The sequence below is a fragment of the Nocardioides sp. YIM B13467 genome (genome assembly GCF_042788075.1).
Lineage (GTDB): Bacteria > Actinomycetota > Actinomycetes > Propionibacteriales > Nocardioidaceae > Nocardioides.
Map to the genome: position 1 here is coordinate 2,701,713 of NZ_JBHZPJ010000046.1, position 25,442 is coordinate 2,727,154.

Annotated in this window: 26 protein-coding genes; 11 read left to right on the top strand and 15 right to left on the bottom strand. The window is 68.8% G+C overall.

Translation table 11 applies throughout. The features are described 5' to 3' along the window. Positions 1-74: 74 nt before the first annotated feature. Positions 75-2,000, top strand: coding sequence for an APC family permease (locus ACFX43_RS20000; protein ID WP_378833344.1), 1,926 nt, complete (start codon positions 75-77; stop codon positions 1,998-2,000). Here the strand turns inward: ACFX43_RS20000 and ACFX43_RS20005 are convergent. Beyond that, on the bottom strand, positions 1,981-3,858 hold the full coding sequence (locus tag ACFX43_RS20005) for a hypothetical protein (RefSeq protein ID WP_378833349.1): 1,878 nt from the start codon (positions 3,856-3,858) through the stop codon (positions 1,981-1,983). The two genes, ACFX43_RS20000 and ACFX43_RS20005, sit on opposite strands and share 20 nt — an antisense overlap. 102 nt (positions 3,859-3,960) lie before the next feature. Between ACFX43_RS20005 and ACFX43_RS20010 the strand changes: the two genes are divergently transcribed. Continuing rightward, positions 3,961-5,679, top strand: coding sequence for a DEDD exonuclease domain-containing protein (locus ACFX43_RS20010; protein WP_378841041.1), 1,719 nt, complete (start codon positions 3,961-3,963; stop codon positions 5,677-5,679). 23 nt (positions 5,680-5,702) lie between these two features. Next, the gene (locus ACFX43_RS20015) at positions 5,703-5,981 is read left to right on the top strand and encodes an Lrp/AsnC ligand binding domain-containing protein (protein WP_141803873.1); all 279 of its coding nucleotides are present in this window, start codon (positions 5,703-5,705) and stop codon (positions 5,979-5,981) included. 55 nt (positions 5,982-6,036) lie between these two features. Here ACFX43_RS20015 and trpD read toward each other — a convergent pair whose 3' ends face one another. Together trpD and ACFX43_RS20025 are read right to left on the bottom strand one after the other, a co-directional pair. Next, on the bottom strand, positions 6,037-7,074 hold the full coding sequence (gene trpD / locus ACFX43_RS20020; RefSeq protein WP_378833355.1) for an anthranilate phosphoribosyltransferase: 1,038 nt from the start codon (positions 7,072-7,074) through the stop codon (positions 6,037-6,039). Continuing rightward, a complete protein-coding gene (locus ACFX43_RS20025) occupies positions 7,071-7,481 on the bottom strand; it encodes a hypothetical protein (RefSeq protein WP_141803871.1) in 411 nt (136 codons plus the stop codon). Before ACFX43_RS20025 ends, trpD begins: the two co-directional genes overlap by 4 nt. Positions 7,482-7,619: 138 nt before the next feature. Between ACFX43_RS20025 and ACFX43_RS20030 the strand changes: the two genes are divergently transcribed. The 5 genes from ACFX43_RS20030 to ACFX43_RS20050 all read left to right on the top strand — a co-directional run bounded on the left by ACFX43_RS20030 (position 7,620) and on the right by ACFX43_RS20050 (position 12,541). After that, positions 7,620-8,285, top strand: coding sequence for a heme-copper oxidase subunit III (locus ACFX43_RS20030; RefSeq protein WP_350718892.1), 666 nt, complete (start codon positions 7,620-7,622; stop codon positions 8,283-8,285). A 13-nt stretch (positions 8,286-8,298) separates the two neighbouring features. Continuing rightward, a complete protein-coding gene (locus tag ACFX43_RS20035) occupies positions 8,299-9,180 on the top strand; it encodes a cytochrome c (RefSeq protein ID WP_378833368.1) in 882 nt (293 codons plus the stop codon). After that, entirely contained in the window at positions 9,177-10,340 is a 1,164-nt protein-coding gene (locus tag ACFX43_RS20040) for a Rieske 2Fe-2S domain-containing protein (RefSeq protein WP_378833376.1), read from the top strand. Before ACFX43_RS20035 ends, ACFX43_RS20040 begins: the two co-directional genes overlap by 4 nt. Then, entirely contained in the window at positions 10,337-12,064 is a 1,728-nt protein-coding gene (locus ACFX43_RS20045) for a cytochrome bc complex cytochrome b subunit (protein WP_378833379.1), read from the top strand. The genes ACFX43_RS20040 and ACFX43_RS20045 overlap by 4 nt, the downstream gene beginning before the upstream one ends. 126 nt (positions 12,065-12,190) lie before the next feature. Further along, positions 12,191-12,541, top strand: coding sequence for a hypothetical protein (locus ACFX43_RS20050; protein ID WP_378833384.1), 351 nt, complete (start codon positions 12,191-12,193; stop codon positions 12,539-12,541). A gap of 5 nt (positions 12,542-12,546) precedes the next feature. Here the strand turns inward: ACFX43_RS20050 and ACFX43_RS20055 are convergent, their stop codons facing one another. From ACFX43_RS20055 to ACFX43_RS20100, 10 genes are all read right to left on the bottom strand, one after another. Further along, on the bottom strand, positions 12,547-13,398 hold the full coding sequence (locus ACFX43_RS20055; protein ID WP_091049949.1) for a MurR/RpiR family transcriptional regulator: 852 nt from the start codon (positions 13,396-13,398) through the stop codon (positions 12,547-12,549). After that, positions 13,395-14,270 (bottom strand): phosphonate ABC transporter, permease protein PhnE, encoded by an 876-nt coding sequence (gene phnE / locus ACFX43_RS20060; protein ID WP_378833392.1) that lies wholly within the window; start codon positions 14,268-14,270, stop codon positions 13,395-13,397. Before phnE (ACFX43_RS20060) ends, ACFX43_RS20055 begins: the two co-directional genes overlap by 4 nt. After that, a complete protein-coding gene (gene phnE / locus ACFX43_RS20065; RefSeq protein WP_378833400.1) occupies positions 14,267-15,091 on the bottom strand; it encodes a phosphonate ABC transporter, permease protein PhnE in 825 nt (274 codons plus the stop codon). Before phnE (ACFX43_RS20065) ends, phnE (ACFX43_RS20060) begins: the two co-directional genes overlap by 4 nt. Then, positions 15,088-15,867: a phosphonate ABC transporter ATP-binding protein gene (phnC, locus tag ACFX43_RS20070; RefSeq protein ID WP_378833405.1), complete on the bottom strand. Its 780-nt coding sequence runs from the start codon at positions 15,865-15,867 to the stop codon at positions 15,088-15,090. Before phnC ends, phnE (ACFX43_RS20065) begins: the two co-directional genes overlap by 4 nt. Continuing rightward, positions 15,864-16,841: a phosphate/phosphite/phosphonate ABC transporter substrate-binding protein gene (gene phnD, locus ACFX43_RS20075; RefSeq protein ID WP_378833412.1), complete on the bottom strand. Its 978-nt coding sequence runs from the start codon at positions 16,839-16,841 to the stop codon at positions 15,864-15,866. The genes phnC and phnD overlap by 4 nt, the downstream gene beginning before the upstream one ends. Continuing rightward, positions 16,835-17,572, bottom strand: a complete 738-nt coding sequence (locus ACFX43_RS20080; protein ID WP_378833415.1) for an HAD family hydrolase — start codon at positions 17,570-17,572, stop codon at positions 16,835-16,837. Before ACFX43_RS20080 ends, phnD begins: the two co-directional genes overlap by 7 nt. Positions 17,573-17,722: 150 nt before the next feature. Then, positions 17,723-18,931 (bottom strand): Ig-like domain-containing protein, encoded by a 1,209-nt coding sequence (locus ACFX43_RS20085; RefSeq protein ID WP_378833422.1) that lies wholly within the window; start codon positions 18,929-18,931, stop codon positions 17,723-17,725. Between the two features lie 150 nt (positions 18,932-19,081). Then, positions 19,082-19,498, bottom strand: a complete 417-nt coding sequence (locus tag ACFX43_RS20090; RefSeq protein ID WP_378833427.1) for a cytochrome c oxidase subunit 4 — start codon at positions 19,496-19,498, stop codon at positions 19,082-19,084. A gap of 5 nt (positions 19,499-19,503) precedes the next feature. Then, positions 19,504-21,186: a cytochrome c oxidase subunit I gene (gene ctaD / locus ACFX43_RS20095; RefSeq protein ID WP_378833432.1), complete on the bottom strand. Its 1,683-nt coding sequence runs from the start codon at positions 21,184-21,186 to the stop codon at positions 19,504-19,506. Next, positions 21,183-22,073, bottom strand: a complete 891-nt coding sequence (locus tag ACFX43_RS20100) for a cytochrome c oxidase subunit II (RefSeq protein ID WP_378833435.1) — start codon at positions 22,071-22,073, stop codon at positions 21,183-21,185. The genes ctaD and ACFX43_RS20100 overlap by 4 nt, the downstream gene beginning before the upstream one ends. Positions 22,074-22,248: 175 nt before the next feature. Here ACFX43_RS20100 and ACFX43_RS20105 point away from each other — a divergent pair, with 175 nt between their 5' ends. Further along, positions 22,249-23,358: a cysteine desulfurase family protein gene (locus ACFX43_RS20105; RefSeq protein ID WP_378833439.1), complete on the top strand. Its 1,110-nt coding sequence runs from the start codon at positions 22,249-22,251 to the stop codon at positions 23,356-23,358. Then, positions 23,355-23,591 (top strand): sulfurtransferase TusA family protein, encoded by a 237-nt coding sequence (locus tag ACFX43_RS20110; RefSeq protein ID WP_378833443.1) that lies wholly within the window; start codon positions 23,355-23,357, stop codon positions 23,589-23,591. Before ACFX43_RS20105 ends, ACFX43_RS20110 begins: the two co-directional genes overlap by 4 nt. 85 nt (positions 23,592-23,676) lie before the next feature. Here ACFX43_RS20110 and ACFX43_RS20115 read toward each other — a convergent pair whose 3' ends face one another. Continuing rightward, positions 23,677-24,660, bottom strand: a complete 984-nt coding sequence (locus ACFX43_RS20115) for a carbohydrate kinase family protein (RefSeq protein ID WP_350843680.1) — start codon at positions 24,658-24,660, stop codon at positions 23,677-23,679. 119 nt (positions 24,661-24,779) lie between these two features. Between ACFX43_RS20115 and ACFX43_RS20120 the strand changes: the two genes are divergently transcribed. After that, a complete protein-coding gene (locus tag ACFX43_RS20120; RefSeq protein WP_378833447.1) occupies positions 24,780-24,995 on the top strand; it encodes a hypothetical protein in 216 nt (71 codons plus the stop codon). Positions 24,996-25,078: 83 nt separating this feature from the next. Here ACFX43_RS20120 and erpA read toward each other — a convergent pair whose 3' ends face one another. Beyond that, positions 25,079-25,432: an iron-sulfur cluster insertion protein ErpA gene (erpA, locus tag ACFX43_RS20125; protein WP_008363173.1), complete on the bottom strand. Its 354-nt coding sequence runs from the start codon at positions 25,430-25,432 to the stop codon at positions 25,079-25,081. Positions 25,433-25,442: the final 10 nt, after the last annotated feature.

Sequence of the window (25,442 nt, forward strand, 5' to 3'; positions counted from 1 at the left end):
GCTTCCTGCGCCACCCCGGCCTGATTCGATAGGTTCTCCCGACGTTCGAATCATCGGGAGTGGGAGACCAGCGCGTGCGGCACACCCTCAGCGCGATCGCCAGGATGATCCTGTGCGCCGCGGGATTCGTGATGTCCATCTACGGCAGCGTCCAGCTCAACGCCCTCAAGTCGCCGGGATTCCGCGAGCTGCTGCACGAGTCGAGCTTCTGGGTCGCGGCCGTCGGGGGTCTGATGACCGCGATCGCCTTCGAGGCGATGCGACGGGCGCAGGTGCCCGCGGCTCCCGCCCCGCAGCCCGCTGAGCCCGTCGCGCCCGTCGCGCCCGTCGCGCCAGGCACGCCTGTGGCCCCCGATGAGCCCACGAAGGACGAGAGGGACGAGCGACCCGCCGATCAGGCCGACAAGCTGAGCCTCGTCGAGGTCGTCGGTCTCGCCGCGGGCGGCGTCATCGGATCGGGCTGGCTCCTGGCCGTTCCCGCCCTCCACGAGAGCCTGGGCGAGGCCGCGCTCCTCGGCTGGGCCGCCGGCGGCGTACTCATGCTCACGATCGCGGTCGTCATGGTCGAGTTCGGGCTCATCTCCCAGCGCACCGGCGGGCTGCTGTTCCACCCGCACGACGCCTTCGGGCCGCTGGTGGTGATCATCCTCGCGGCGTCGCTGTGGATCTCGTACGCCATCAACCCGGCCGCCCAGGCGGCAGCGGCGGTCAACGGGCTGGCCGAGATCGTCCCCGCCCTGGCCGGCGACGGCGGGCTCACCGGGACCGGATCGACCCTGGCGGTGCTGGTGACCGCCGCGATCATCGCCTTCGTCCTACTGCCCCGACGGCTCGTCCTCCGCACGAACGCGGCCCTGACGCTGCTCAAGATCGCCATCCCGGTGGTCTTCGTGGTGTGCCTTGCGCTCGCCGTCCCCGCTCCCCTCACCGGCCCCGGACCGGCCGCCGGACCGACGTCGACCGGCGTGCTGAGCGCGCTGATCACCAGCGGCGTGATCTACGCCTACATCGGCTTCCAGGCGCCCCTGGACGTGACCGGCGAGGTCCGTGGCGGCCGTCGCGAAGTGGCCAGACGAGTGCGCTGGGCGGTCTACGGCACGGTCGTCGGCTCGTTCCTGCTCTACTCCGCCCTCCAGCTGGTCTACGCCGAGCACATGGCCGGCTCCGGGGCCGAGCACGGCACCTCCTACGCTCGCCTGACCGACGCGGCCACGCTGGCCGGGGCGCCGCTCGACTGGCTGGTCGTGCTGGTCCGGATCGCCGCGATCCTGGCCCCGATCGGGTCCGGCATCGTGTTCACCTACGCCCTCAGCCGCGAGGTCTACGCGCTGAGCGCGGAGAGGTACGTCCCCAGCGGCCTGCACGAGCCGCGGGCATCACGGCTCCCCGGCCGCACCGGCGACTCGTTCTGGCTGATCCTGCTCGTGAACCTGGTGCTCGCGCTGGTCGTCCTGGTCGCGGTGGGCGGCGACTGGCAGGCCCTGGCCGTGCTCAACACCATCCCGATCCTGATCCTGTACGCGGTCACCTGCGTCGTCCTGGCCGTGCGCTCCGACCTGCTCGGGACGGGTGCCCAGCGGCTCCTCCCGTTAGCGGCGTACGCGGCCTTCGTCGCCATCGCGCTGGTCGTCAACGAGTCCGCCTGGGACCGGGTGTGGAAGGGCGTGGCGGTGATCGGCTGGGGATCGCTCGTCCTGCTCGTACTCCCCTGGCTCCATCATCTCCGGGTCCCCGGCCTGGGCTGGTACGACGCGAAGAACCACGGCGCGCGCCTGGTCTCGCGCGACCCGGCGAACCGTCCGTTCGTCGTGCTGGCGCTGTACCTGGTCGCGCTGACGCTGCTGAGCGCCGTCCGCCACCGGATCGACGACGACTCCGTGTGGAGCGTGTGGAGCCTGCGTGCCCTGGTGATGATCGTCGCCTCGGGCGCGTTCGTCCTCCTCGTCGGTGCGGGGCGCCGCTACCTCAGGCAGACCCGGCTCACGACGACCCGGCCCTGACCCACTCGGCCTCCTCCTCCTGGCCGGCGGCGACCAGGGCCTCCACGACGGCATCGACCCGGGCCCGGTCCTGCCACCGCCCAACCGAGCGGCGCAGGACCCCGGCGCGACTCGCCTCCGGATAGCGGTGCAGGCGCAACCGCGTGGTGATGCCGACGATGTCGGTGGGTGTGACGCTCTGCGCCTGGTCGAGATAGCGGATCAGCAGCCGATCGGCCGTCCCGCCGAGCTCTTTGCTCTGGAGCTGATGGGCGGTCTCGGCGATCGTCGGCCCGGCGCCACGGCGGTTGATCGCCTCGTCGGCGAGGTGATGCCAGGACGTACGCACCGCGTCGGTGAACCCGGCCGACTCGAGGGCGGCGAGGCACTCGGCGTACCAGGCGACGTACGTCTCCTCGGTCGGCGCCGGGTAGACGAGCAGATCCTCGGCCAGCCGCCAGCCGACGTCGGCGGCGACGGCCGACCGGCCCCGCCTGCCGACCCGGGAGGGCACGTGCCCGAGCAGACCCACGATCTCCTCGGGCGGGCGGAGCCTGACCAGGGTCGCGGCATGGCGCCGAAGGTCCTCGCCCAGCGTCCTGCCGTGGCCGTCGGCGAGATAGCCGGCGATGCCCTCCACAACGGCGGACGCCATCGGCTCGCGGTCCGCGCCCTCCGGAGTGAGCACCCAGTGGAGCAGCTTTCGGGTGGTGTCGGCGGACGGCTGCGCCCACGACCACCGGTCGAGGAAGTCGCCGAGTCGCTCGATGTGGCCGCTGTGGGCGAGCGCGCGGACAAGCATCGCCGCCTGGGCCTCGTCGCCCTCCTCCATGAGGGTCTCGCAGATGCGCTTGAGGTTCATCGGCGTCGCGTCGCCGGCCATCGCCGCCAGGAGGCTGTCGCGGCCGGGTCCCCGGCTGCCCCGCAGCAGCAGGACCACGTGCTCGCGCGCCTCCTCGGCGTTCTCGCTGCCGTCGAGGCGCAGCTTGAACCAGTCCTCGAGCACGCGGCCGCCCGGGCACAGCTCCCAGAACGCCGCGACGAGATCCTGCTGCTGGGCGGGACCCGGCGCCCGGCCGAGGTCACCGATCGCGCCGAGAGTGCGCCAGAGCAGGTCCAGGGCGATCTCACGCAGCCTCGGGCTGGCGTACAGCGCGACGTAGAGCAGGGCCTTGTCGAGGTTCGAGCGACCGCTGGCCGGGGCCGCGAACTGCTTCACAGTGTCGTTGACCAGGTCCGGTGCACCGAGCAGGTGCAGCGCCCGGAGGAACCGGGCGATGTCGGGGACGGTCCGCTGACGGAGCACGTCGTGGATGACGGCGTAGGCGATGGAGGCGTCGTGCTCGGTCTCGATCGCGAGCCGCGCCGCGTCCTCGGGAGGGCGGTGCAGCGCGGCGGCCGCGATCAGGATCACCCGGTCCGCGGCGGACTCCAGCGAGGTCGCCACCGCGGCCAGATCACCATCGGCGAGCCGGCCGTAGGCGTGCAGCGCCTGCACCGCGATCGCCGGATGGCCCTGCGTACGCAGCTCCGCGAGCCAGGCCACGAACCGGTCGACACCTTGGGCCGAGACCCGGGCGAAGGCGTTGTCGATCAGCTTCTGGGTGTTGAGGACCTCGTCGGCCTTGGCGCCGTCGAGGACGGTGACGTACTCGACCAGGCCGGCCAGGTCGCCGGTCAGCGTGTCGAGCACACGTTCGTTGAACCGCAGCGCCGCGGTCTGTCCGTCCTCGCTCAGCAGTGTCCTGGCCTGCTCGCCGGCCTCGGCCGGCTCGACCTGCAGCGAACCCGAGCGAGCGAACCAGCGCGCCCAGGGACGGTCCTCGTTGCCGGACGCCGACCCCTCGATGCCGCTGTTTCTCGCAGCGATGACCCACACCTCCCATGTCAGGTGGCCACACCCTAGTGCCGCAAGACTGTCGGCGGCACTCGCTAATGTGTTCGCATGAGTACGGCAGCGGTGAGAGAGGCACGCAAGGAGATGCGCGCCCGGGCCGTGGCACGTCGCCAGCGCGAGCAGGCCACCGGAGGCTGGGAGGCCCAGCGGGGCTTCGACGAGCTCGGCAGGCCGCTGCGCGACCTGACCTTCTGCGTGGTCGACCTGGAGACCACCGGCAACAGCCCCGACAACGGCGGCATGATCACCGAGATCGGCGCGGTGAAGGTGCGCGGCGGTGAGGTGCTCGGTGAGTTCCAGACCCTCGTCAACCCCCACACCGGCATCCCGCCCTCGATCGCCGTGCTGACCGGGATCACCAACTCCATGGTCGCCTCCTCCCCCACCATCGAGTCGGTGCTTCCGGCGTTCCTCGAGTTCGCGGAGGGCTGTGTGCTGGTCGCCCACAACGCCCCCTTCGACGTGGGCTTCCTCAAGCACTTCGCCGCGAAGCAGGAGCGGCCCTGGCCGCGTTTCGAGGTGCTCGACACGGTGAAGATCGCCCGCCGGGTGGTCACCCGCGACGAGGCGCCCAACCACAAGCTCGGCTCCCTGGCCCGGGTCTTCGGCTCCCCCACGACCCCCAACCACCGCGCCCTCTCCGACGCCCGCGCGACGGTCGACGTCCTCCACGGCATGATGGAGCGCCTCGGCAACATCGGCGTGCAGACCCTCGAGGACCTGGCCGTCTTCTCCGCCAAGGTCACCACCGCCCAGCGCAAGAAGCGTCATCTGGCCGAGGACCTGCCGCACGCCCCCGGCGTCTACCTGTTCAAGGACGACAAGGGCCGGGCGCTCTACATCGGCACCTCCAAGGACCTCCGCACCCGCGTACGCACCTACTTCACCGCCTCCGAGACCCGCTCCCGGATGGGCGAGATGGTCGGCCTGGCCGCGACCGTGCAGGGGATCGAGTGCGCGACGGCGCTGGAGGCCGGCGTGCGCGAGCTGCGCCTCATCGCCGAGCACAAGCCGCCCTACAACCGCCGCTCGCGACGCCCGGAGAAGATGCACTTCGTCAAGCTCACCCAGGAGCCGTGGCCCAGGCTGTCGCTGGTCAAGCAGGTGCTCGACGACGACGCGGACTACCTCGGCCCGTTCGGCTCCAGGAAGGTCGCCGAGAAGGCGCTCCAGGCGCTGCACGACACCTTCCCGATCCGGCAGTGCTCCGACCGGCTCCCGCTGCTGCCGCGCAAGACCCCGTGCGTCCTCGCCGAGCTCCACCGCTGCCTGAGCCCGTGCGACCAGAGCATCCCGTCCGAGACCTACGCGGCGCTGGTGTCCCGGGTCCGCGAGTCGCTGCTCCACCGGCCCGACGAGGTGGTCGAGACGGTCACCGAGCGGCTCACCGGCCTGGCCGAGCAGGAGCGGTTCGAGGAGGCGGCCGTCCACCGCGACCGGCTGACCTCCTACCTGCGCGCCGCCGCGCGCACCCAACGGCTCACCGGCCTGACCCGGCTGCCGGACCTCACCGCGATCCGCCGGGAGGACGACGGCCGCTGGGCGGTCCACGTGGTCCGTCACGGGCGCCTCGCCGGGGCCGGGGTGATCCCGCGTGAGGCCAACGCCCACGCCTACGTCGCCGACCTCCAGCTCAGCGCCGAGACGGTCCTGGCCGCCCCCGGTCCGGTGCCGGCCGCGAGCGCCGAGGAGACCGAGCTGGTGCTGCGCTGGCTGGAGTCCCCAGGCGTACGCCTGGCCCACGTCGAGGGCGAGTGGACCTGCCCGGTCGGCGGTGCGGGCCGGCGGGCAGCGATGCTCTAGGAGGATCGGCTAACGTGACCTGCGTGATCACAGCGATCGTCTTCATCAATGCCGAGGTCTCCCAGATCCCCGAGGTGGCCGAGGCCGTGGCCGCCATCGATGGCGTCAGCGAGGTCTACTCCGTCACCGGCCAGATCGACCTGATCGCCCTGGTGCGCGTCCGTGCCCACGAGGATGTGGCCAACGTCGTCGCCGACAAGGTCAACAAGGTCCCCGGCGTGCTCGAGACCGAGACCCACATCGCCTTCCGCACCTACTCCCAGGTCGACCTGGAGGCAGCCTTCTCCATCGGGCTGGACTAACGGGCGCAACGGGCGCAGCCCGTCGTGTAGCCGACTCGGCGCGAGATCATCTACTTCAGCGCGAAGTAGCAGCAACCCACCGGTCGAGCACAGCCTGAGCAGCCCCGGAGTCGATGGCCTCGGCCGCACGAGCGATGCCGCCGGCAAGCCGCTCGTCGACGCTGCCGGACCCGGCATCGTGGACGGCGAGAGCAGCACCGGCGTTGAGCACGACGGCGTCGCGTACGGCGCCCTTCTCCCCGGCGAGCAGACGGCGGACGACGGCGGCGTTGTAGGCGGCGTCGTCGCCACGCAGGTCCTCGGCGGTGGAGCGCCCGATGCCATGGTCGAGGGGCTCGACGCTGGCCTCAGTGACGACCCCTTGCGAGACCATCCACACGTGCGAGGTCGTGGTGGTGGTGAGCTCGTCGAGGCCGTCGTCGCCACGGAAGACCCAGGCGTCGACGCCACGGCGGGCGAAGACGCCGGCCATGACCGGCGCGGCTGAGGCGTCTGCGCAGCCGATCGCGGAGGAGGCGGGGCGCGCCGGGTTGGTCAGCGGGCCGAGCAGGTTGAAGACGGTGGCGATGCCGATCTCACGCCGCGCGGCGGCGGCGTGGCGCATCGCGGGGTGGAAGGCCGCGGCGAACAGGAAGGTGATCCCGGCCTCCTCGGCCACCTCACCGACCCGCGAGACATCGAGGTCGAGCCGGATGCCGAGCGCCTCGAGCACATCGGCCGACCCCGACTTGGAGGAGGCGGACCGGTTGCCGTGCTTGACGATCTTGGCCCCGGCACCGGCCGCGACGATCGCCGACATGGTGGAGATGTTGACCGAGAAGGACCGGTCACCACCGGTGCCGACGATGTCGAGCACCCGCCCGGGCACGAAGATCGGGTTGGCCTTGGCCAACATCCCGTCGGCGACCCCGGCGAGCTCGTCGACGGTCTCCCCCTTGGCACGCAGGGCCACCGCGAAGGCGGCGATCTGCGAGGGCGTCGCCTCTCCCGAGAGGATCTCCCCCATCGCCCACGCCGCCTGGTGCGCGGACAGGGACTGTCCAGCGACCAGCGTGGTGAGGACCTCGGGCCAGGAGTTGGGCGCGGACGTCATGCGCCAACGTTAACGGGCCGCAGCAGTCCCACGACCGTCCGGGCCAGCTCGAACGGGTCGAGCGGGTGCGGCACGGTGGCTTCCGCACGCGACCAGGTGCCGAGCCACGCGTCCTGAGGACGACCGATGAGCACCACGATCGGCGGAGCGTCCTTCACCTCGTCCTTGACCGCCTTGGCGATCCCCAGCCCGCCGGCCGGAGCGGCCTCGCCGTCGAGCACGGCCAGGGCCAGGCCACCGGCATCGAGCTGCGCACGCACGGCCGGCTCGGTGGCCACCTCGACGTACTCCACCTCCGGCAGAGACGGGTGCGGGCGGCGCCCCAGAGCGAGGATCACCTGCTTGCGTACGTCGACGTCGTCGCTGTAGACGAGGATCTTCAGTGAATTCGAGGTGGTGTCGGTCACACCCTGATGCTAGCGCCAACACCATGCCCTGAGGCCACATGTCACACACCGAACCTGAGCGGTGTCTAGAGGTGTAGCAGCACCCTGAAACACGACACACAGGGTCCCAAGAAGACTCTGGGAAAGGGGCAGGACATAATGGCGGGCGTGGCGACAGTATCGACTCTTCCAACAGCCCGCCTGCACGGGCATCACGACCGTCCGAGCATGGTCAGCGTGGGGACGATCATCTGGCTCGCAAGCGAGCTGATGTTCTTCGCGGCGCTGTTCGCGGCCTACTTCACGATCCGCGCGGTCAGCCCCGAGGTGTGGGAAGCCAACACCTCCGGGCTCAACATCCCGTTCGCGGCGGTCAACACGACCATCCTCGTGCTGTCGTCGTTCACCTGCCAGTTCGGCGTCTTCGCCGCCGAGCGCGGCCAGGTCGGACGTAAGGGCTCGCTGCTCGCGATCCGCCTGTGGGGCCTGCGTGAGTGGTTCATCCTCACCTACCTCATGGGCGCGGTCTTCATCGCCGGCCAGGCGACCGAGTACGCAGCCCTGGTGCAGGAGGGCATCGCCCTCAACCGCGGCATCACCGGTCCCGACGACCCCTACGGCTCGGTCTTCTACCTGACGACGGGCTTCCACGGTCTGCACGTCACCGGCGGCCTGATCGCCTTCCTGTTCGTGCTCGGCCGGACGTACGTCGCCAAGCGCTTCACCCACGAGCAGGCCGTCTCCGCGATCGTCGTGTCCTACTACTGGCACTTCGTCGACGTGGTGTGGATCGGCCTGTTCGCGACCATCTACCTCCTCAAGTGACCAAGGACTGAATGTGCGTCTACTGAACCGCTCCGTCGGTCGACTGTCGCGGCACCGTCGCCGCCCGTTGGCCGGTGCCGCCGTGCTCCTGGTCGCCCTGTTGAGCACCGGCGGCGCGTACGCCGCGCTCGCCCCGGCCTCCCAGGCCGAGCAGGAGAAGGACAACGCTGCTCTCGTCGCCGAGGGCAAAGAGCTCTTCATGATCAACTGCTCCACCTGCCACGGCTCCAACGGCGAGGGCATCACCACCCAGAACGGGAAGCTCTACGGACCCTCCCTGATCGGTGTCGGTGCCGCCTCCGTCGACTTCCAGGTCGGCACCGGCCGGATGCCGATGGCCCAGCCCGGCGCCCAGGTCGAGGTCAAGGACCCCAGCTTCAACCAGGACGAGATCGATGCCTTGGCCGCGTACGTCGCCAGCCTCGGCCCCGGCCCGGCCGTCCCGGAGCCGGAGCAGTACGACCCGGACACCTTCGAGTCCGAGGAGGAGAGGGAGGCCGCGGTCGCCCTCGGTGGCCAGATCTTCCTGACCAACTGCACCGCCTGCCACAACTTCACCGGCGCCGGCGGCGCGATGCCGCGCGGCGGCGAGGCTCCGAGCATCCTCAACACCGACCCGAAGCACATCTACCAGGCGATGCTGACCGGTCCGCAGTCGATGGACACCTTCTCCGACGGCAACATCAGCCCGGAGGAGAAGAAGGCGGTCATCGCCTACGTCGAGTCGATGAAGGAGCAGCCTGACTACGGCGGTTTCAACAACGGTTCGCTCGGTCCGGTGACCGAGGGCATCGTCGCCTGGGTCGTCGGGCTCGGCGTCCTGGTGGCATTCGCCTTCTGGATCGCCGCGCACACCACGCGCACCAACCAGACCAAGAAGGGATCTGCCAAGTGAGCAGCGACCTCAGCGAGATCGAAAAGCACGACGACTCGCACCCCGAGCTCAACGCGCACACCGACGCGCTGCTGCCCGACCCGGGCATGCACGAGCATCACTGGCGTCCCACCGACGTCGACCCCAAGGCGGAGAAGCGCGCCGAGCGCCAGGTGAGCGCCTTCTTCGGTCTCTCCGCGATCTGCTCGGTGCTGTTCGTCGTCGCTTACTTCACCATCGAGCCCGGCTACGACGGTGACGTCTGGGCCGGCTTCGGCGCCTCCAACCTGGCGCTGGGATCGAGCCTCGGCTTCGCCCTCCTCTTCCTCGGCATCGGCGTCATCCAGTGGGCCCGCAAGCTCGTCGTCGACATCGAGCACTCCGAGGACCGCCACCCGGCCTCCTCCTCCCCCGCCACCCGCGAGGCCGCCGTCGCCGAGCTCAAGGCCGCGCTCCACGAGTCCGGTATGGCTCGCCGTCCCTTCATCCGCAACGCGATGATCGGCTCGGCCGCCCTGCTCGGTCTGCCCGCGGTCGTCATCCTCAGGGACCTGGGTCAGACCAACGCCCAGATCACCGAGGAGCAGCCCTACCCGGGCGCCGGCCTCGAGCACACCGTCTGGGATGCCGGCGTGCGGGTCGTACGCGACGTGGTCGGCACCCCGATCCGCCCGGGCGACCTGGAGATCGGTGACCTGGTCAACGCCGAGCCGGCGACGATCTTCGACGGCAGCCTGCACGGCGCGCCGCTGCAGATCGCCAAGTCGAAGGCGGCCACCATCCTGCTGCGGATGGACCCCAACGACATCGACAACGACGTGACCCGCAACTGGTCGGTCAACGGCATCGTGGCCTACTCCAAGATCTGCACCCACGTCGGTTGCCCGATCTCGCTGAACGAGCGCACCACGCACCACCTGCTGTGCCCGTGCCACCAGTCGACCTTCGACCTCGCCGACCACGGCAAGGTCATCTTCGGCCCGGCCGGCCGCCACCTCCCGCAGCTGCCCCTGGGCGTCGACGCGGACGGCTTCCTCGTTGCCCTCTCGGACTACCCTGAGCCTGTGGGCGTCAGCTTCTGGGAGCGCAACACCTACGACATCGACGAGATCTTCGACGACTGGTCCAAGGACCACGCCGCCGATGCTGAGCAGTACGGCTACAAGGAGGGCGGCCAGTGAGCACCGACACGTCCAAGGTTGCCGCCAGCAACGGCACCGAAGCCGCTGCCCCGGCGGGCAAGCCGACCAAGGCCGGCGCAGCCGCCAACTGGGCCGACGAGCGCCTCGGCATCGGCGGCCTGAGCAAGTTCCTCTCCCGCAAGATCTTCCCCGACCACTGGTCGTTCATGCTGGGTGAGATCGCGCTGTGGAGCTTCGTGGTCCTGCTGGTCACCGGCACCTTCCTGACCCTGTGGTTCAAGCCGTCGATGGCCGAGATCACCTACCAGGGCTCCTACGCGCCGCTGCGCGGCATCGACATGTCCGAGGCGATGGCCTCGACGCTGGACATCTCCTTCGACGTACGCGGCGGCCTGCTGCTGCGCCAGGTCCACCACTGGGCGGCGATGCTGTTCATCGCCTCGATGATGATCCACATGATGCGCGTCTTCTTCACCGGCGCGCACCGCAAGCCGCGTGAGATCAACTGGGTCATCGGCGCGACGCTGCTGCTCCTCGGCACGCTCGAGGGCTTCACCGGCTACTCGCTCCCCGACGACCTTCTCTCCGGCACCGGCATCCGGGCCGCGGACGGGTTCATGATGGCGATCCCCATCGTGGGGACGTACCTCTCGTTCTTCCTGTTCGGAGGCGAGTTCCCAGGCGACGACATCATTCCACGCCTGTTCACGATCCACGTGCTGCTGATCCCAGCGATCCTGCTGGCGCTGATCGGTGCCCACCTGATCCTGCTGATCTACCACAAGCACACCCAGTGGCCCGGACCCGGACGCACCGAGAAGAACGTCGTCGGCTACCCGATGGTGCCGAACTACATCTCCAAGATGACCGGCTTCTTCTTCATCACCTTCGGTGTGACCGCCCTGCTCGGCGCCTTCTTCTCGCTCAACCCGGTGTGGAAGTTCGGTCCGTACGACCCGACCAAGGTCACCGCGGGCTCGCAGCCTGACTGGTACATGGGCTGGCCCGACGGCGCGCTGCGCATCATGCCGGGCTGGGAGTCGCACTTCTGGGGCTCGACCTGGTCGTGGAACATCTTCTTCCCGGTCATCGTGCTGCCGATGGCGGCCTGGATGGTCGTGCTGATGCTCCCGTTCATCGAGGCCTGGATCACCGGCGACAAGCGCGAGCACCACCTGCTCCAGCGCCCGCGCAACGCTCCGACCCGCACCGCCACGTTCGTCGCGCTGATGACGTTCTACGCGGGCTTCTGGGCCGCGGGCGGCAACGACATCATCGCGATCAAGTTCGACCTCTCGATCAACCAGATCACCTACTTCCTGCGGGCGTTCGTGTTCCTGGGTCCGATCGTGGCGTTCATCATCACGCGTCGTTGGTGCATCTCGCTGCAGCGTCACGACAACGAGAAGCTGCTGCACGGCTACGAGACCGGCACGGTCATCCGTACGCCGGAGGGCGCCTACCACGAGAAGCACCTGCCGCTTCCCGAGGACGAGGCCTACGCCATGACTGTCCGCGACCGCGGCCGGGCCGGCGAGGAGCCGGAGCTGAAGAAGAACGGCAAGCAGTCGTTCCGCGCGAAGCTCCGGGCCTTCTACTACGACCACGACGTGGACAAGCCGACCCCCGAGGAGCTCAGCGAGGCGCACCACCATGCCGAGCACGAGGCCCACGAGCTGGCCGCCCATGAGGGTCACCAGGTCGACGGTCACGACTTCGACGATCACCGTCACTCGGCGATCGAGGAGCCGCTCAGCCACTGAGGCTGACGCGCTCGTACGCCACGTGGCGCCGTTCCCTCCGGGGGACGGCGCCACGTGCGTTTCTGGGCGTTCTAACGGCGGAAACCCGGTTGCCCGCGGCCAGACGCGCACCCTAGGGTCCAGCACATGACCGGCCTCCAGGCTCGACTCCGAGCCGACCTCCTCACCGCCCGCAAGGCCCGCGACACCACGGCCACAGCCGTGCTCCGATCGACGCTGTCGGCCATCGCCAACGCCGAGGCCCTCCCGGTGGCGGAGGCGGCCCTCTTGGGCGACGGACCGATCGCCGGCGCCGCGAGCGGCGTGGGCGCCACCGAGGCCACGAGGCGCGACCTGACCGATGACGACGTACGAGGCATCATCACCGACGAGCAGACCGAGCGGCTGAGCGCCGCGACGGACCTGGAGTCCCACGGCGCCGGCGAGAAGGCGGAGCAGCTCCGCGCCGAGGCGGAGCTGCTCGCGGCGTACCTCTAAGGGGTTTAGCCCTGCGGGTCGAGCTCGCCGCCGACGACCTCGAGCACCCGGGCGCGTACGTTGGCGGCGGCCTCGGGGTCGCGGGCGGCCACAGCGGCGACGAGTGCGTTGCCGAGGATGAGCTGCGGGATCCGGATGATCGAGTCGAGCTCCTGGCGGAACCCGGCGCGACCGCCCTGCGGGGTGACCAGCTCGACCTCGGCGAGCTTGGTCAGCTGGGTGCCGGTGAAGGAGGTCAGCGCGATGACGGCCGCTCCCCCGGCGACGGCCGCCTGGGCGACCTGGATGGTGGGCGCGGTGGCGCCGGTGCCGCTGACCACGACGCAGACGTCGCCCGGCTGGAGCAGACGGGCCCGGATGAGCTGGTCGAGGTGATCGCTGGGCGCGACGGTGCTCAGTCCTTGCGAGCCCAGTCTCATCGCGATGTCCTGGGCGACCGGTGAGGAGACGCCCGTGCCGGCGACCAGGATCGAGCGGGCCTCGGCGAGCAGCTCAACGGCCCGCGTGACCTGCTCCTCGGAGAGGAGCCCGACCATGTCGGAGGCGGAGTCGGCGATGTCGGCGAAGAAGGAGCGCACCACGGTCAGCGGGCTGCCTCCCTCGGTCGTCTCGGTCTTGGCCGTGCCCAGGTCACGCGCCAGCAGCACCTTGAGGTGCGGGAAGCCGCGGAACCCGAGTCTCTGCGCGGCTCTGACCACGGTCGCGGTCGAGACGGAGGCCTCGGCGGCGATCTCGGCGGTGGTCGCCTCGATGGCCCACTCCGAACGGGTCAGCACGACCTCGGCGACCGCGCGCTCGGAAGGGTTGAGCCGCGGCATTGCGGCCCTGATGGCTGGGAGAACCGGCGCACTCGTCATGCCGCCACCGCAGTGGCTTCGGCGCCGTGCAGGATCCGGTGACGCAGCGTTGCTGACAGCTGGTCGACCAGGATCGTCACGATGATGATCACAGCTAGCATGATTCCACCCCACTCCCACTCTCGGCCCCGAAGGACACGGTTTAACAGTGCACCAATTCCACCAGCGCTCACGACTCCGAGGATCGCGCTTGCCCTGATGTTCACCTCGAAGCGGTAGAGCCAGAACGCCACGGTCTCCGGCATCATCTGCGGGATGACCGCCGTGCGGATCCGCTGCCACCACGTCGCGCCGGCCGCCGTGACGGCCTCGACGGGGCGCGGGTCGACCGCCTCGATGTTCTCCAGCGTCAGCTTTCCGAGCGAGCCGATCGAGTGGATGCCGATCGCCATCGCTCCGGCCATCGGGTTGAGCCCGAACAGTGGCAGCATCACGATCACCGCGAGCAGGATCTCCGGGACGGCACGGATGGCGTTGAAGAAGAGCCTCACCGGGAGGCGTACGAACAGGGGCGCGGTGGTGGAGGCGGCCAGGAAGGCCAGCGGGAACGAGAACAGCGCCCCGACGCAGGTGCCGATCCAGGCGAGCGCCACCGACTCCCCCATCAGCTTCAGCGACTGCAGCCACCAGTCCCCGTAGGTGAGCTCGGGGTCGGCCTGGCCCTCGGGATGCGCTCCGGGCCAGGTGAGCACGCCGTCGAGCATCTGCCCGGCGTACTGCAGGATCTCTCCGGGGAACTGCGGCAGCCGCTCCCACTTGGCGTCGTCCAGCGACCACCCGGCGACCAGCACGATGCCGATCAGCGCCAGGCCGACCGCGGTGTAGGGCCACTTCGGCGGCGGATTCGGCCGCGCCACGGTCGCGGGGCTCATACCAGCCTCCGGCGCAGGAACTGGGAGAGCAGGTCGATCGCGATGACCACCACGAAGATGACGATCACGACCGCCGCCAGCCGGGCGTAGTCGGCCCGGTTGAAGTAGAGCATGATCAGCTGCCCGATCCCGCCGGCCCCGACCGCCCCCAGCACCACGGAGGCGCGGATGTTGAGCTCGAAGACATAGAGGACGTACGAGGCGTAGTTGGGCAGCACGGCAGGCACGATCGCGACGCGGGCCCGCTGCCAGCGGGTCGCCCCGGCGGCGTCGAGCGCCTCCAGCGGGCCGGGATCGACGGCGTCGATGCTCTCCGCGGTCAGCTTGGCGACGATGCCGATGTTGAAGATGGTCAGCGCCAGGATCCCCGGAAGCGGGCCGGTGACGACGGCGACGAAGACCAGCGCGTAGGCCATGTCGGGCAGCGACCGGATCACCGCCATCACCGACTTGGTGACGCGGTAGACCGCGGGAGGCGCGCTCACCTTGGAGCCCAGCAGAGCCACCCCGAGGGCGATCAGGGAGCCCACGAAGGTCGCGATGATCGCGATGGCCGCGGTCTCCTTCAGCGCCGTCCACAGCCGCGAGGACGGGTCGGTGATCTCCGCCCACTCGGGGTGCACGACCTCCTCGAGGATCATCACCAGCATCGGCCACTGCTCGATGACCGGCGCGAGCGAGAAGTCGATCGCCCATCCCGCCACCACGGTGACGGCGACCGCGCCGAGGATGCCCCCGATGAGCAGCGGGCTCGGCGGCGGCTGAGCCGGACGTACCTGCTTCGGCGAGTCGCCCGGGCGCTCGAGGGTGGCCTGACTCATGCCAAAACGTCCTCGGCGGTCAGCGAGCGCCCGTAGATCTTCTCGAAGACGGCATCGTCGGCCTCGGCCGCCGGACCGTCGAAGACCACCTCACCCGCGCGCATGCCGATGATCCGGTCGGCGTAGCGCCGGGCGAGATCGAGAAAGTGCAGGTTGACCACAGTGGTGATACCGAGATCGCGGTTGATCCGTTGCAGGTCACGCATCACCAGGTTGGCCGTCGGCGGGTCGAGGGAGGCGACCGGCTCGTCCGCGAGCACCACCGACGGCTGCTGCGCCAGGGCGCGGGCGATCGCGACCCGCTGCTGCTGCCCACCGGAGAGCTGAGAGGCGCGTACCCACGCCTTCTCGACGATCCCGACGCGCTCCAGCGCCTCGAAGGCGATCTCCTTGTCGGCCTTGGTGTGCAGCCCGAGGGCCGACCGCATCCACGACTGGGCGTGCAGCCGCCCGGTGAGCACGTTGCCCATCACCGAGCGGCGGGTCACCAGGTTGAACCCCTGGAAGATCATCCCGATCTCGGCACGCAGCCGGCGCAGTCGCCGCCCGCGTGCCGTGGCCACCTCGGTCCCGCCCACCGACAGCGATCCCGAGGTGACCGGCACCAGGCCGTTGATCGTGCGGACGAGCGTCGACTTGCCGGCACCGGAGAGCCCGACGACCACCACGAACTCCCCCGCCGGGATGGTCAGGGAGACCTTGTCCAGGGCGCGGGTGCCGTTCGGGTAGACCACCGAGACGTCATCGAAGACGATGCTGTGCCCGCCGTCGCTCATTCGCCGAAGTTCTCCTCCACGGACTTTGCCTTCTTCAGCGCGGCCGTGTCGACCTTCTCCAGACCCTCGATCTCGTAGACCGCCCCCAGCGTCTTGAGCCCCTTGGGATCCTTGGCCATCGCGATGAACGCGTCGGTCACCTTCGTACGCAGCTCCTTGGAGAGTCCGGCGGCGACGACGATGCCGTCGTTGGGGATCTCTGTGGAGTAGGCGAAGACCACGACCTCGGAGGCGACCTTCGGCTCGTCGGCCGCGACCTCCTCGCGGGCGTCGTCGAAGCTCACCCCGATCGGGTAGTCACCGCGCGCCACGGCCAGGACCGCGGCGTCGTGGTCGCCGGCGAACTGCGCGTCGAGGTCGACGAGCGCGTCACCGCCGGTGACCTGTCCCCACTGGGTGGCCGGGTAATAGTAGCCCGAGGCGGAACCCTGGTCGACGAAGGCGATCGAGGTGCCGGGCTTGATCTTGGCGAGCGCATCCTCGCCGGCTGGACCGGTCTTGGCGGCGTCGGTGCCGTTGCAGTACTTGAAGCCCTCGACCACCTTGACGTCGTCGGCGCAGTAGGTCTCGGGGTCGTTGGTGAACCACTGGGTGTGGTAGGTCCCCGAGCCGAAGCGCACCGACTGCAGGACCGGCACCGCGCCGGCCTGGTCCTCGGCCTGGACCATGCCGATCGGGCCGAGCATGGCGACCTGGGCCTGGTCGGCCTTCATCGCCACGATCGCGGCGGCATAGCTCTCGGTCACCTCGGCGCGTACGGGGATCCCGATCTTGTCGCTGAGGAACGACTCCAGCCCCTTCGCGCTCTCGGTGATCGAGTCGACGTCACCGGAGGGCACCAGCGACAGCACGATCTCCTCGGGGTCCTCCGCGGGCGCGGTGCTGTCCTCACTGCCGCCGCAGGCGGCGAGCGAGAGGGCGAGCGATGCGGCGGCACCGACCGCCAGCAACCGGTTCCTGGGGGTTCTCAACATTGGACAGACTCCTTGAGGGGGTGAGCTGCTATGAAGGATGACGGGTCACTCGACCAGTCCGTGACTGCGGGGTACAGGTCCACGAACGATCCTGCACGAACGTGGGCCGGTCCCTGCCGGCGGTCGAAGGCGTCAACGTATGCAGCAACACAACCACGCTCGACGGCGGGGGCAAGGTCATTGCGCCAGATGTCGCCGACCGACATCAACCACTCCGGCGTGTCGGCGGCACCGACGTGGTCGAGGAACGCGTCCAGGTGACCCTTCATCCTGGTCGGCTTGAGCGCGTCGGTGCACACCTCGTCGACCACGTCGCGTACGCCGAGGTGCTCCAGGATCGCGTCGAGCCCGCTGCCGCCGGGCGAGTTGGTCAGGATCACCCGGTGCGCGTCGATCCCGTCGAGCAGGTCGATGAGCCCGTCGGGCGTGCGGATGTCACCCGGTTGCTCGCTGATCGCCTCCCGGCTCGCGACGTACGCAGCGCTGAGCTGCTCCTCGGAGACCCCGGCCGCCAGGCCGAGGATCTTGACCGCCTCATAGCCGTCCTGAGCGCCTGTCAGCGTCTTCGGAGCGGTCTCCGGCAGTCTCTGCCCGAGGAAGGCCGCTGCGGTCTCCAGGAGCGCCTCAGGGGCGTCGGTGAGGTCTGCCACCCGGGTGGCATAGAGAAGTGCCGGTGTGTCTCCGAGACACACCGTGCCGTCCAGGTCGAGCACCAGCACAGGCCGAGGCAACGAGTCCACCTTCCAGGGCGGCGCGGGCCGTCGGGGTCGGCCCTGCGCAACGCGATTACGTGTTAGATGGAAAGTAAGTAAAGGGGCTGACGATGGCAAGCATCAACCGCATGATGTCGCACGCTAATTGCTGCAATGCACAACATCGACTCAGGCGAGTGCAGACCCCGCCCGGTATTCCTCGTAGGAGGTGTTCCAGTCGCCCCAGCCGTTGCTGAAGGTCATCTCGCGGTTGGTGCCGACGGTCTCGACGACGTCACCGCGGCGGGTCATGTCGTAGAGGAACTTGGCGTTCTCGTCGCTCATCCCGGTGCAGCCGTGGGAGACGTTGGCATTGCCCTGCTGCGCGACCGACCACGGCGCGCCGTGGATGAACTCACCGGAGAACGTCAGCCGCATGGCCCACTTCACGCCCTCCATGTTGTAGTACTCCCGGTCGCCCTGGTTGATCCCGATGGTCTCGGAGTTCATGGTCTTGCGCTTGAACTTCTCGATGATCACCTTCACGCCGCTGCGGGTGATGAACCCTTCCTTGCCGGTCGTGATCGGGATCGTCTTGATCTTCTGCCCGTTCTTGAAGACTTCCATCTGGTGGGTCTGCGCGTTGGCCCGGTAGATGTGGGCGTCACCGGTCTTGAACGTGATCTCGCGGTCCTTCTGGCCGAAGATGCCGCCACCGGCGGGGACCGAGTTGATGTTGAGCTTCACGTTGATCGTGGAGTTGGCCTGCCAGTAGGTGCGCGGGCGGTAGTGCACTTCCTTGTCGCTCACCCAGTACCACGACCCCTCCTGCTTGGGGGTCGACTCGACGATCATCTTCTTCTCGAAGGCGGCCTTGTTCTTCACCGGCAGGTCGTACGTCACGATGATCGGCATTCCGACGCCGACCGTCTCGCCGTCGAGCGGCGCGATCGACGGGAAGGTCTGGCGGTCCAGGCCGAGATCCTCCGTGGAGAACTTGATCTCGCTCGTCTGCTCCAGACCGTCGTCACCGGTGGCCGTGACCGCGAGGGTGTAGGAGGCGGTCGGCTCGAGCACCTCACCCGCGCTCCAGCTGAGCCCGTCCTCGGTGATCGTGCCCCGCACCTTGGTGCCCTTGGCGCCGGTCAGCATGACCTCGTCGAGACGCCCCTTGGCCACATCGACCTTGACGACCTTGTCGACCGCGACGCCGGTGGCGTTGTCCTCGATGTTGGGCGTGATCTGCACCGTCGGCTCGGCGGGCTTCTTGGGCTCCTTCGAGGCCGGGTCCGCCCCGCACGCGGCGAGCACCGGCGCGAGGGCCGCCGCTGCCGTGGTCAACAGCACCCGGCGACGGGCGAACACGGACGGGCGGCGAAACGGTGACTGCGTTGACACGGTGAGACTGCTCCAGACCTGATTCATTTACCCCGACGCCCTGAACCGGTACGTGGGCGCGATAACCCTACCGGGCATCACCAAGAGCTTCCCAAGAAGGGAAGCGGGGCCCGATCCATCTCGGATCGGGCCCCGCGTACGTTCATCTGCTCAGTGCTTGAACTCGCCTCGGTAGTACTCGAAGTTCCAGCCGGCGAGGGCCAGCAGGCCGAGCACGGCGGCGATGATGAGGAGCCACCACGCGGCCATCGCGACGGCGAGGACCACCAGACCGAAGGTGAGGCCGGCCCACAGCGGCCACCAGGAGAACGGCGGGAAGAAGCCGTACTCCCCGGCACCCTCGGCGATCTCGCCGTCCTCACGGTCCTCGGGACGCGGGTCCATCTTGACGGCGTGGAAGCCGAGGTAGACGGTGATCATCGCGAACAGCAGCGTGCACATCACCAGCGCCGAGGTGCCGGTCCAGTCGCCACCCTCCTCGGAGGCCGCGGTGACGAACCAGTAGGCCGGCGTGACCAGCACCATGAAGACGGTGCAGACCACGAACATCCAGGCTTCAGACTTCATCGTGGTCAGCCTTCCTTGTTGGAGCTGGTCGAAGCGAAATCGTCCTCATCGTGCTCGAGCGCGGCGATCTCCGGGTGGTGGAGGTCGAAGGCCGGGGACTCCGAGCGGATCTTCGGGATGGAGACGAAGTTGTGGCGCGGCGCAGGGCAGGCGGTGGCCCACTCCAGCGAGCGGCCCCAACCCCACGGGTCATCCACCTCGACCTTGGGGGCGTTGCGCGAGATGTAGAGGTTGTAGAAGAAGGGCAGCATCGACAGGCTCAGCAGGAACGCGCCCACCGTCGAGAACTGGTTCAGGAAGGTGAACCCGTCGCTGGGCAGGTAGTCGGCGATGCGTCGCTGCATACCCTCGACACCCAGCCAGTGCTGGACCAGGAAGGTCGCGTGGAAGCCGACGAACAGCAGCCAGAAGTGAACCTTGCCGAGGCGCTCGTCGAGCATCCGGCCGGTCATCTTCGGCCACCAGAAGTAGAAGCCGGCGAACATCGCGAACACGACGGTTCCGAAGACCACGTAGTGGAAGTGCGCGACCACGAAGTAGGAGTCGGAGACCTGGAAGTCGAGCGGCGGGCTCGCCAGGATGATGCCGGTCAGACCACCGAAGAGGAAGGTCGTCAGGAAGCCGATCGACCAAAGCATCGGGGTGTCGAAACTGACCGATCCGCCCCACATCGTGCCGATCCAGTTGAAGAACTTCACGCCGGTGGGCACTGCGATCAGGAAGGTCATGCCGGAGAAGAACGGCAGGTTGACTGCGCCGGTGACGAACATGTGGTGCGCCCACACCGCCACCGAGAGGATCGCGATGCCGAGGGTCGCGGCGACCAGGCCGATGTAGCCGAAGATCGGCTTGCGGCTGAAGACCGGGAGGATCTCGGAGATGATGCCGAAGAACGGCAGCGCGATGATGTAGACCTCGGGGTGACCGAAGAACCAGAACAGGTGCTGCCACAGGATCGGGCCACCATGGGCGGCGTCGAAGACGTGGGAGCCGAACTGGCGGTCGGACTCGAGCATCAGCAGGGCGGCGGCCAGGATCGGGAACGCGATCAGCGCGAGCAGCGCGGTGATCAGGGTGTTCCAGGTGAAGATCGGCATCCGGAACATGGTCATGCCCGGCGCCCGCATGCAGATGATCGTGGTGATGAAGTTGACCGAGCCGAGGATCGTGCCCAGACCGGCCATGTAGAGACCCATGATCCACAGGTCGCCACCGACACCCGGCGAGTACTGCGCGCTGGACAGCGGCGTGTAGGCGAACCAGCCGAAGTCGGCCGCGCCGGTCGGGGTGAGGAAGCCGCTGGCCGCGATCAGGCTGCCGAAGAGGTAGAGCCAGTAGCTGAACATGTTGAGCCGCGGGAAGGCGACGTCAGGTGCGCCGATCTGCAGCGGCATGATCACGTTGGAGAAGCCGAAGAACAGCGGCGTCGCGAAGAGCAGCAGCATGATCGTGCCGTGCATCGTGAACAGCTGGTTGAACAGCTCGTCGTTGACGACCTGCTGTCCAGGGAAGGCCAGCTCCGAGCGCATCAGCAGCGCCATCAGGCCGCCGATCAGGAACCAGACGAACGACGTGACCAGGTACATCTTGCCGATCAGCTTGTGATCGGTGGTGGTCAGCAGCTGGTAGATCTGCGTTCCGAGCGGCTTGCGGCCCTCGGTGACCGGGCGCGCAGCGGTGGCGGTCACTCGCCCTCCTCCTCGTGAGTGGGGATGTCGTCGGCGGGGCGGGTGGACTTGCCACCACCGAGCAGCGGGCGCTCGGCCTCGAAGCCGTTCTGCGCCAGCGTGTCGACGTAGGACTTGTAGTCGCTCTCGGAGAGGATCGCGACCTTGAAGATCATCCGGGCGTGGTAGACGCCGCAGAGCTCGTAGCAGGCGCCGCGGAAGGTGGTGCCCTCGATGAGGTCCTCCGCGCTCGGGTCGAAGGTGGCCGTGGCCTCCTTCGTGGTGATCGAGTAGTGGTTCACCCGACCCGGGATGACGTCCATCTTCATGCCGAAGTCCGGGATGCCGAAGTTGTGGATGACGTCGGCCGAGCGCAGGTTGAACCGCGTGGTGGTCTTCTCCGGGAGGACCAGCGTCGGGATGTGCGAGCCGGTGCCCACGACGTAGCCGTAGCTGTCGTAGGCGAACTCGTCGTCGACGAGGTTCTCGTCCGCGCTCAGGTCGGGCTCACCGATGCCGTGGTTGAAGGTCCACTGCCACTGCTGGCCGGTCACCTCGATCACGTTGGTCGGGTTGCCGTCATCCAACATCTCGTTCTGGACCTTGACGGTGTGATCGAAGAACACGATCACCATCAGGACCGGGGCGATCGTGTAGAAGATCTCCAACGGCAGGTTGTAACGCGTCTGGACCGGGACGTCGGAATCGCTGCGGCGCCGGTAGCGCCAGATCGCCCAGAAGATGAGCCCCCAGGTCAGGACACCCGTGATCAACGCGGCGATCCATGCGCCCTGCCACAGGGCGAGGTTGTGCTCCCCCTGCTCAGAACGTGGCTCGGGGAAGCCGAAACGCGCCGCCTCGTCCGAACAGCCACTCAGCAGGAGGGCGCCGGCCGTCAGCGTCGCCACCAGCGCACCACGTCGGGCGCGGGCGTGGGACGGAGTCGTTCCGGCCCCTGGCAAGTGCAGACCCACTACGAGCCTCTCTCTCATGCGAACACTCAGATGTCGGCAGACTACCGCGAGCGCCTCCGGATTCATCTTCAGGGGTTCCTCATGTCGCGTATGGCTACCGTTGGGTTCTGTGACCGACCGCTTCACCTACCTCGACGCCGCCTCGGCCGAACCGCTCCATCCCGCCGCGCGGGAAGTGCTGCTCGCCGCGGCGGATCAGGGGTACGCCGACCCCCGCCGCCTCCACCGGCCGGCCCGCAACGCCGGGCTGCTGCTCGCGAACGCCCGCGAGGTCGTCGCCGAGGCGCTGGGGGTGCGTCGAGATGAGGTGCTTTTCACATCCTCGGGAACCGCCGCCGTGCACGCGGGCCTCCTGGGGCTCGGATCACGTGGCATAGGTCACAGCGCCGTCGAGCACCAGGCCGTCATCGACGCCGCGCGTTGGTCGCAGCGCTCCCCCGTCACCGAGCTGGCCGTCGACGGCGAGGCCCGGGTCGAGGTCGCCGCCGTCCGGGACGCGGTGCAGACCGGGGACGTCGACGTGATCGCCGTCCAGCAGGCCAACCACGAGGTCGGCACGCTCCAGCCCCTCGACGAGGTCGCCTCCGCCGCCGGCCCGGCGTCCCTCTTCGTCGACGCCGGCGCCGCCATGGGGCGGCTGCCGCTGCCGTCGGTCGGAGATGCGATCGCAGGCTCCGCCCGCAAGTGGGGTGGCCCCGGTGGCGTGGGAGTGCTGGTCGTACGCCGGTCCGCCCGGTGGCGCTGGCCCTTCCCGGGCGATGAGTGGTCGCGTACGGATCAGGGGTTCACGAACATCCCCGGGGCGCTGGCGGCCGCGGCCGCGCTCCAGGCGGTCGTCGCCGAGCGCGAGGAGGTCAACGCCCGCCAGCACGAGCTGGTCGCACTGGTCAGGGAACGGGTCAGGACGGAGATCCCGGACGTGGACGTCGCCGGCCCTGCCGAGGGCCGACTCCCCCACCTGGTGACCTTCTCGGCGCTGTACGTCGACGGCGAGGCGCTGGTGACCGCGCTGGACCGCATCGGCGTCGGTGTCGCCAGCGGCTCTGCCTGCACCTCCGACACCCGCGAACCTTCTCGGGTGCTTGCTGCCATGGGAGCGCTGACACACGGTAACGTTCGGCTATCGCTGACCCGCGACACGACGCGAGAGGATGTGGAGCGCGTGCTCGACGCACTGCCCGGGATCGTCAAGGACCTACGCGCCGAGGCCGGGCTGTGAGCGCCCCGACGGTCACCCTCGACTGCCGCGGCCAGGCCTGCCCGCGACCGATCATCGAGCTCGGCCGCCACCTCGGCGACGTCGAGGTCGGCGAGGTCATCGCCGTCGCCGCCGACGACGTGGCCGCCCACCACGACGTACCCGCCTGGGCCCGCATGCGCGGCCAGGAGTTCGTCGGCGAGGCGGAAGCCGAAGACGGCGTACCCGTCTATCGGATACGCCGTCTGAGCTGAGCGGAAGGAATACCCGGTTAACCGGGTATTCCTGCACTTCTCTGGCGTTGCATTGCCCGAGAAGTGCAGGAATTGCCAGAGAAGTTCAGGCCTTGATGTGCGGGGCGATCTGGTCCGCGGCGGTGTCGCCGTAGGACTCACGGACCCGGGCGACGAACTCCTCGGCAGTGAAGGAGTACTCCTGCGGGCCGACGGTCTCGACGCAGTAGGCGGCGAGGACACAGCCGACCTCGGCGGCCTGCTCGAGCTCGCAGTCCCAGGCCAGCGCGGCCAGGAAGCCGGCCCGGAAGGCGTCGCCGACCCCGGTGGGCTCGACGGCGTTGACGTTCTTCGCGGCGGGCAGCTCGATCGCGTCCTCGCCCTTGCGCTGGATGCGTACGCCGTCCTTGCCGAGCGTGGTGACCTGGGTGCCGACGCGGGCGAGGACCTCGTCGGCGGACCAGCCGGTCTTCTGCTGGAGGACGTGCGACTCGTACTCGTTGGTGAACAGATAGGCGGCGCCGTCGACGAGCTCGCGGATGAGCTCACCGTCGCCGAAGGCGAGCTGCTGGCTCGGGTCGGAGATGAAGGTGTAGCCGCGCTGGCGGGCCTCCTGGGTGTGGCGCTTCATCGCGTCGGGGTCGTCGGGCGCGATCAGCACGAACGACGGCTCGCCGACCTTGTCGGCGATCGGGCCGAGCTCGATCTCGCGCGCCTCGGCCATCGCGCCCGGGTAGAAGCTGGCGAACTGCGCCATCGCGGTGTCGGTGGTGCACACGAACCGCGCGGTGTGCAGCGTCTCGGAGACGTGCAGGTGGTCGCAGTTGACGCCGTGGCGCTCGAGCCAGGAGCGGTAGTCGGCGAAGTCCTCGCCGACCGCACCTACGAGCACCGGCGCCAGGCCGAGGTTGGCCAGGCCGAAGGAGATGTTGGCGCCGACGCCGCCGCGGCGGATCTCGAGGTCGTTGACCAGGAAGCTCACCGAGAGCTTGTCGAGCTGGTCGGCGACCAGCGAATCGGCGAACTTTCCACCGAAGCTCATCAGGTGGTCGGTCGCGATGGAGCCTGCGATCAGGAGTGAACCGGACATGCGCGGAACCCTACCGGCGAGACCTCGGGCGACGTTAAGGCTCGACCGTAGACAGCAGATGAAATATTACCGCTGAGTCGGCCTTCTTCTACCCGTTGGTAGTGCTTACCGTCGTTTGCATGACAGACATGCGCGTTCCGTACGACGACCTCGACAGCCCCGCGCAGCTCTGCGCCGACTGCGCCGCCGCCGACAGCGCGCTGCGCCTGCCCGCGCCACGAGTGCGCGAAGCGGCCCGCCCAGCACCCGCAATGCGGATGCAGGCCCGCGAGCCGGGCGACACCGCCGTGCTCGAGGCCTGCGGACACGTCGCCGATGACCTCGCCCTGACCTGATGGTTTCGGCCTCCTGGAATGTGGAGGCCACCAAATACCAGCAGCCCCTGCCGCGTAGGCAGGGGCTGCTGACGTTCTGGGACTCAGTGGAAGGAGTCTCCACAGGCGCACGAGCCGGTGGCGTTGGGGTTGTCGATGGTGAACCCCTGCTTCTCGATGCTGTCCACGAAGTCGATCATGGCGCCGTTGAGGTAGGGAACGCTCATCCGGTCGACGACGACGGAGACACCGTCGAAGTCGGTGACGACGTCACCGTCGAGGGTGCGCTCGTCGAAGAAGAGCTGGTAGCGCAGGCCGGAGCAGCCACCGGGCTGCACGGAGATGCGCAGGCTCAGGTCGTCGCGGCCTTCCTGCTCCAGGAGGCTCTTCACCTTCGCGGCGGCAACGTCGCTCAGGTTGATGGAGTCGGCGCGGCGTTCGGTAGTCTGCTCGGTCATGTAGCTGGGC

Bases quoted from the DNA above. Each gene is read 5' to 3' on its own strand.
- ACFX43_RS20010 (WP_378841041.1), top strand. From the start codon at position 3,961: ATGCGCGCCCGGGCCGTGGCACGTCGCCAGCGCGAGCAGGCCACCGGA.
- trpD (WP_378833355.1), bottom strand. From the start codon at position 7,074: ATGACGTCCGCGCCCAACTCCTGGCCCGAGGTCCTCACCACGCTGGTC.
- ACFX43_RS20030 (WP_350718892.1), top strand. From the start codon at position 7,620: ATGGCGGGCGTGGCGACAGTATCGACTCTTCCAACAGCCCGCCTGCAC.
- ACFX43_RS20050 (WP_378833384.1), top strand. From the start codon at position 12,191: ATGACCGGCCTCCAGGCTCGACTCCGAGCCGACCTCCTCACCGCCCGC.
- ACFX43_RS20055 (WP_091049949.1), bottom strand. From the start codon at position 13,398: ATGACGAGTGCGCCGGTTCTCCCAGCCATCAGGGCCGCAATGCCGCGG.
- phnE (WP_378833392.1), bottom strand. From the start codon at position 14,270: ATGAGCCCCGCGACCGTGGCGCGGCCGAATCCGCCGCCGAAGTGGCCC.
- phnE (WP_378833400.1), bottom strand. From the start codon at position 15,091: ATGAGTCAGGCCACCCTCGAGCGCCCGGGCGACTCGCCGAAGCAGGTA.
- phnC (WP_378833405.1), bottom strand. From the start codon at position 15,867: ATGAGCGACGGCGGGCACAGCATCGTCTTCGATGACGTCTCGGTGGTC.
- phnD (WP_378833412.1), bottom strand. From the start codon at position 16,841: ATGTTGAGAACCCCCAGGAACCGGTTGCTGGCGGTCGGTGCCGCCGCA.
- ACFX43_RS20090 (WP_378833427.1), bottom strand. From the start codon at position 19,498: ATGAAGTCTGAAGCCTGGATGTTCGTGGTCTGCACCGTCTTCATGGTG.
- ACFX43_RS20115 (WP_350843680.1), bottom strand. From the start codon at position 24,660: ATGTCCGGTTCACTCCTGATCGCAGGCTCCATCGCGACCGACCACCTG.
- ACFX43_RS20120 (WP_378833447.1), top strand. From the start codon at position 24,780: ATGACAGACATGCGCGTTCCGTACGACGACCTCGACAGCCCCGCGCAG.
- erpA (WP_008363173.1), bottom strand. From the start codon at position 25,432: ATGACCGAGCAGACTACCGAACGCCGCGCCGACTCCATCAACCTGAGC.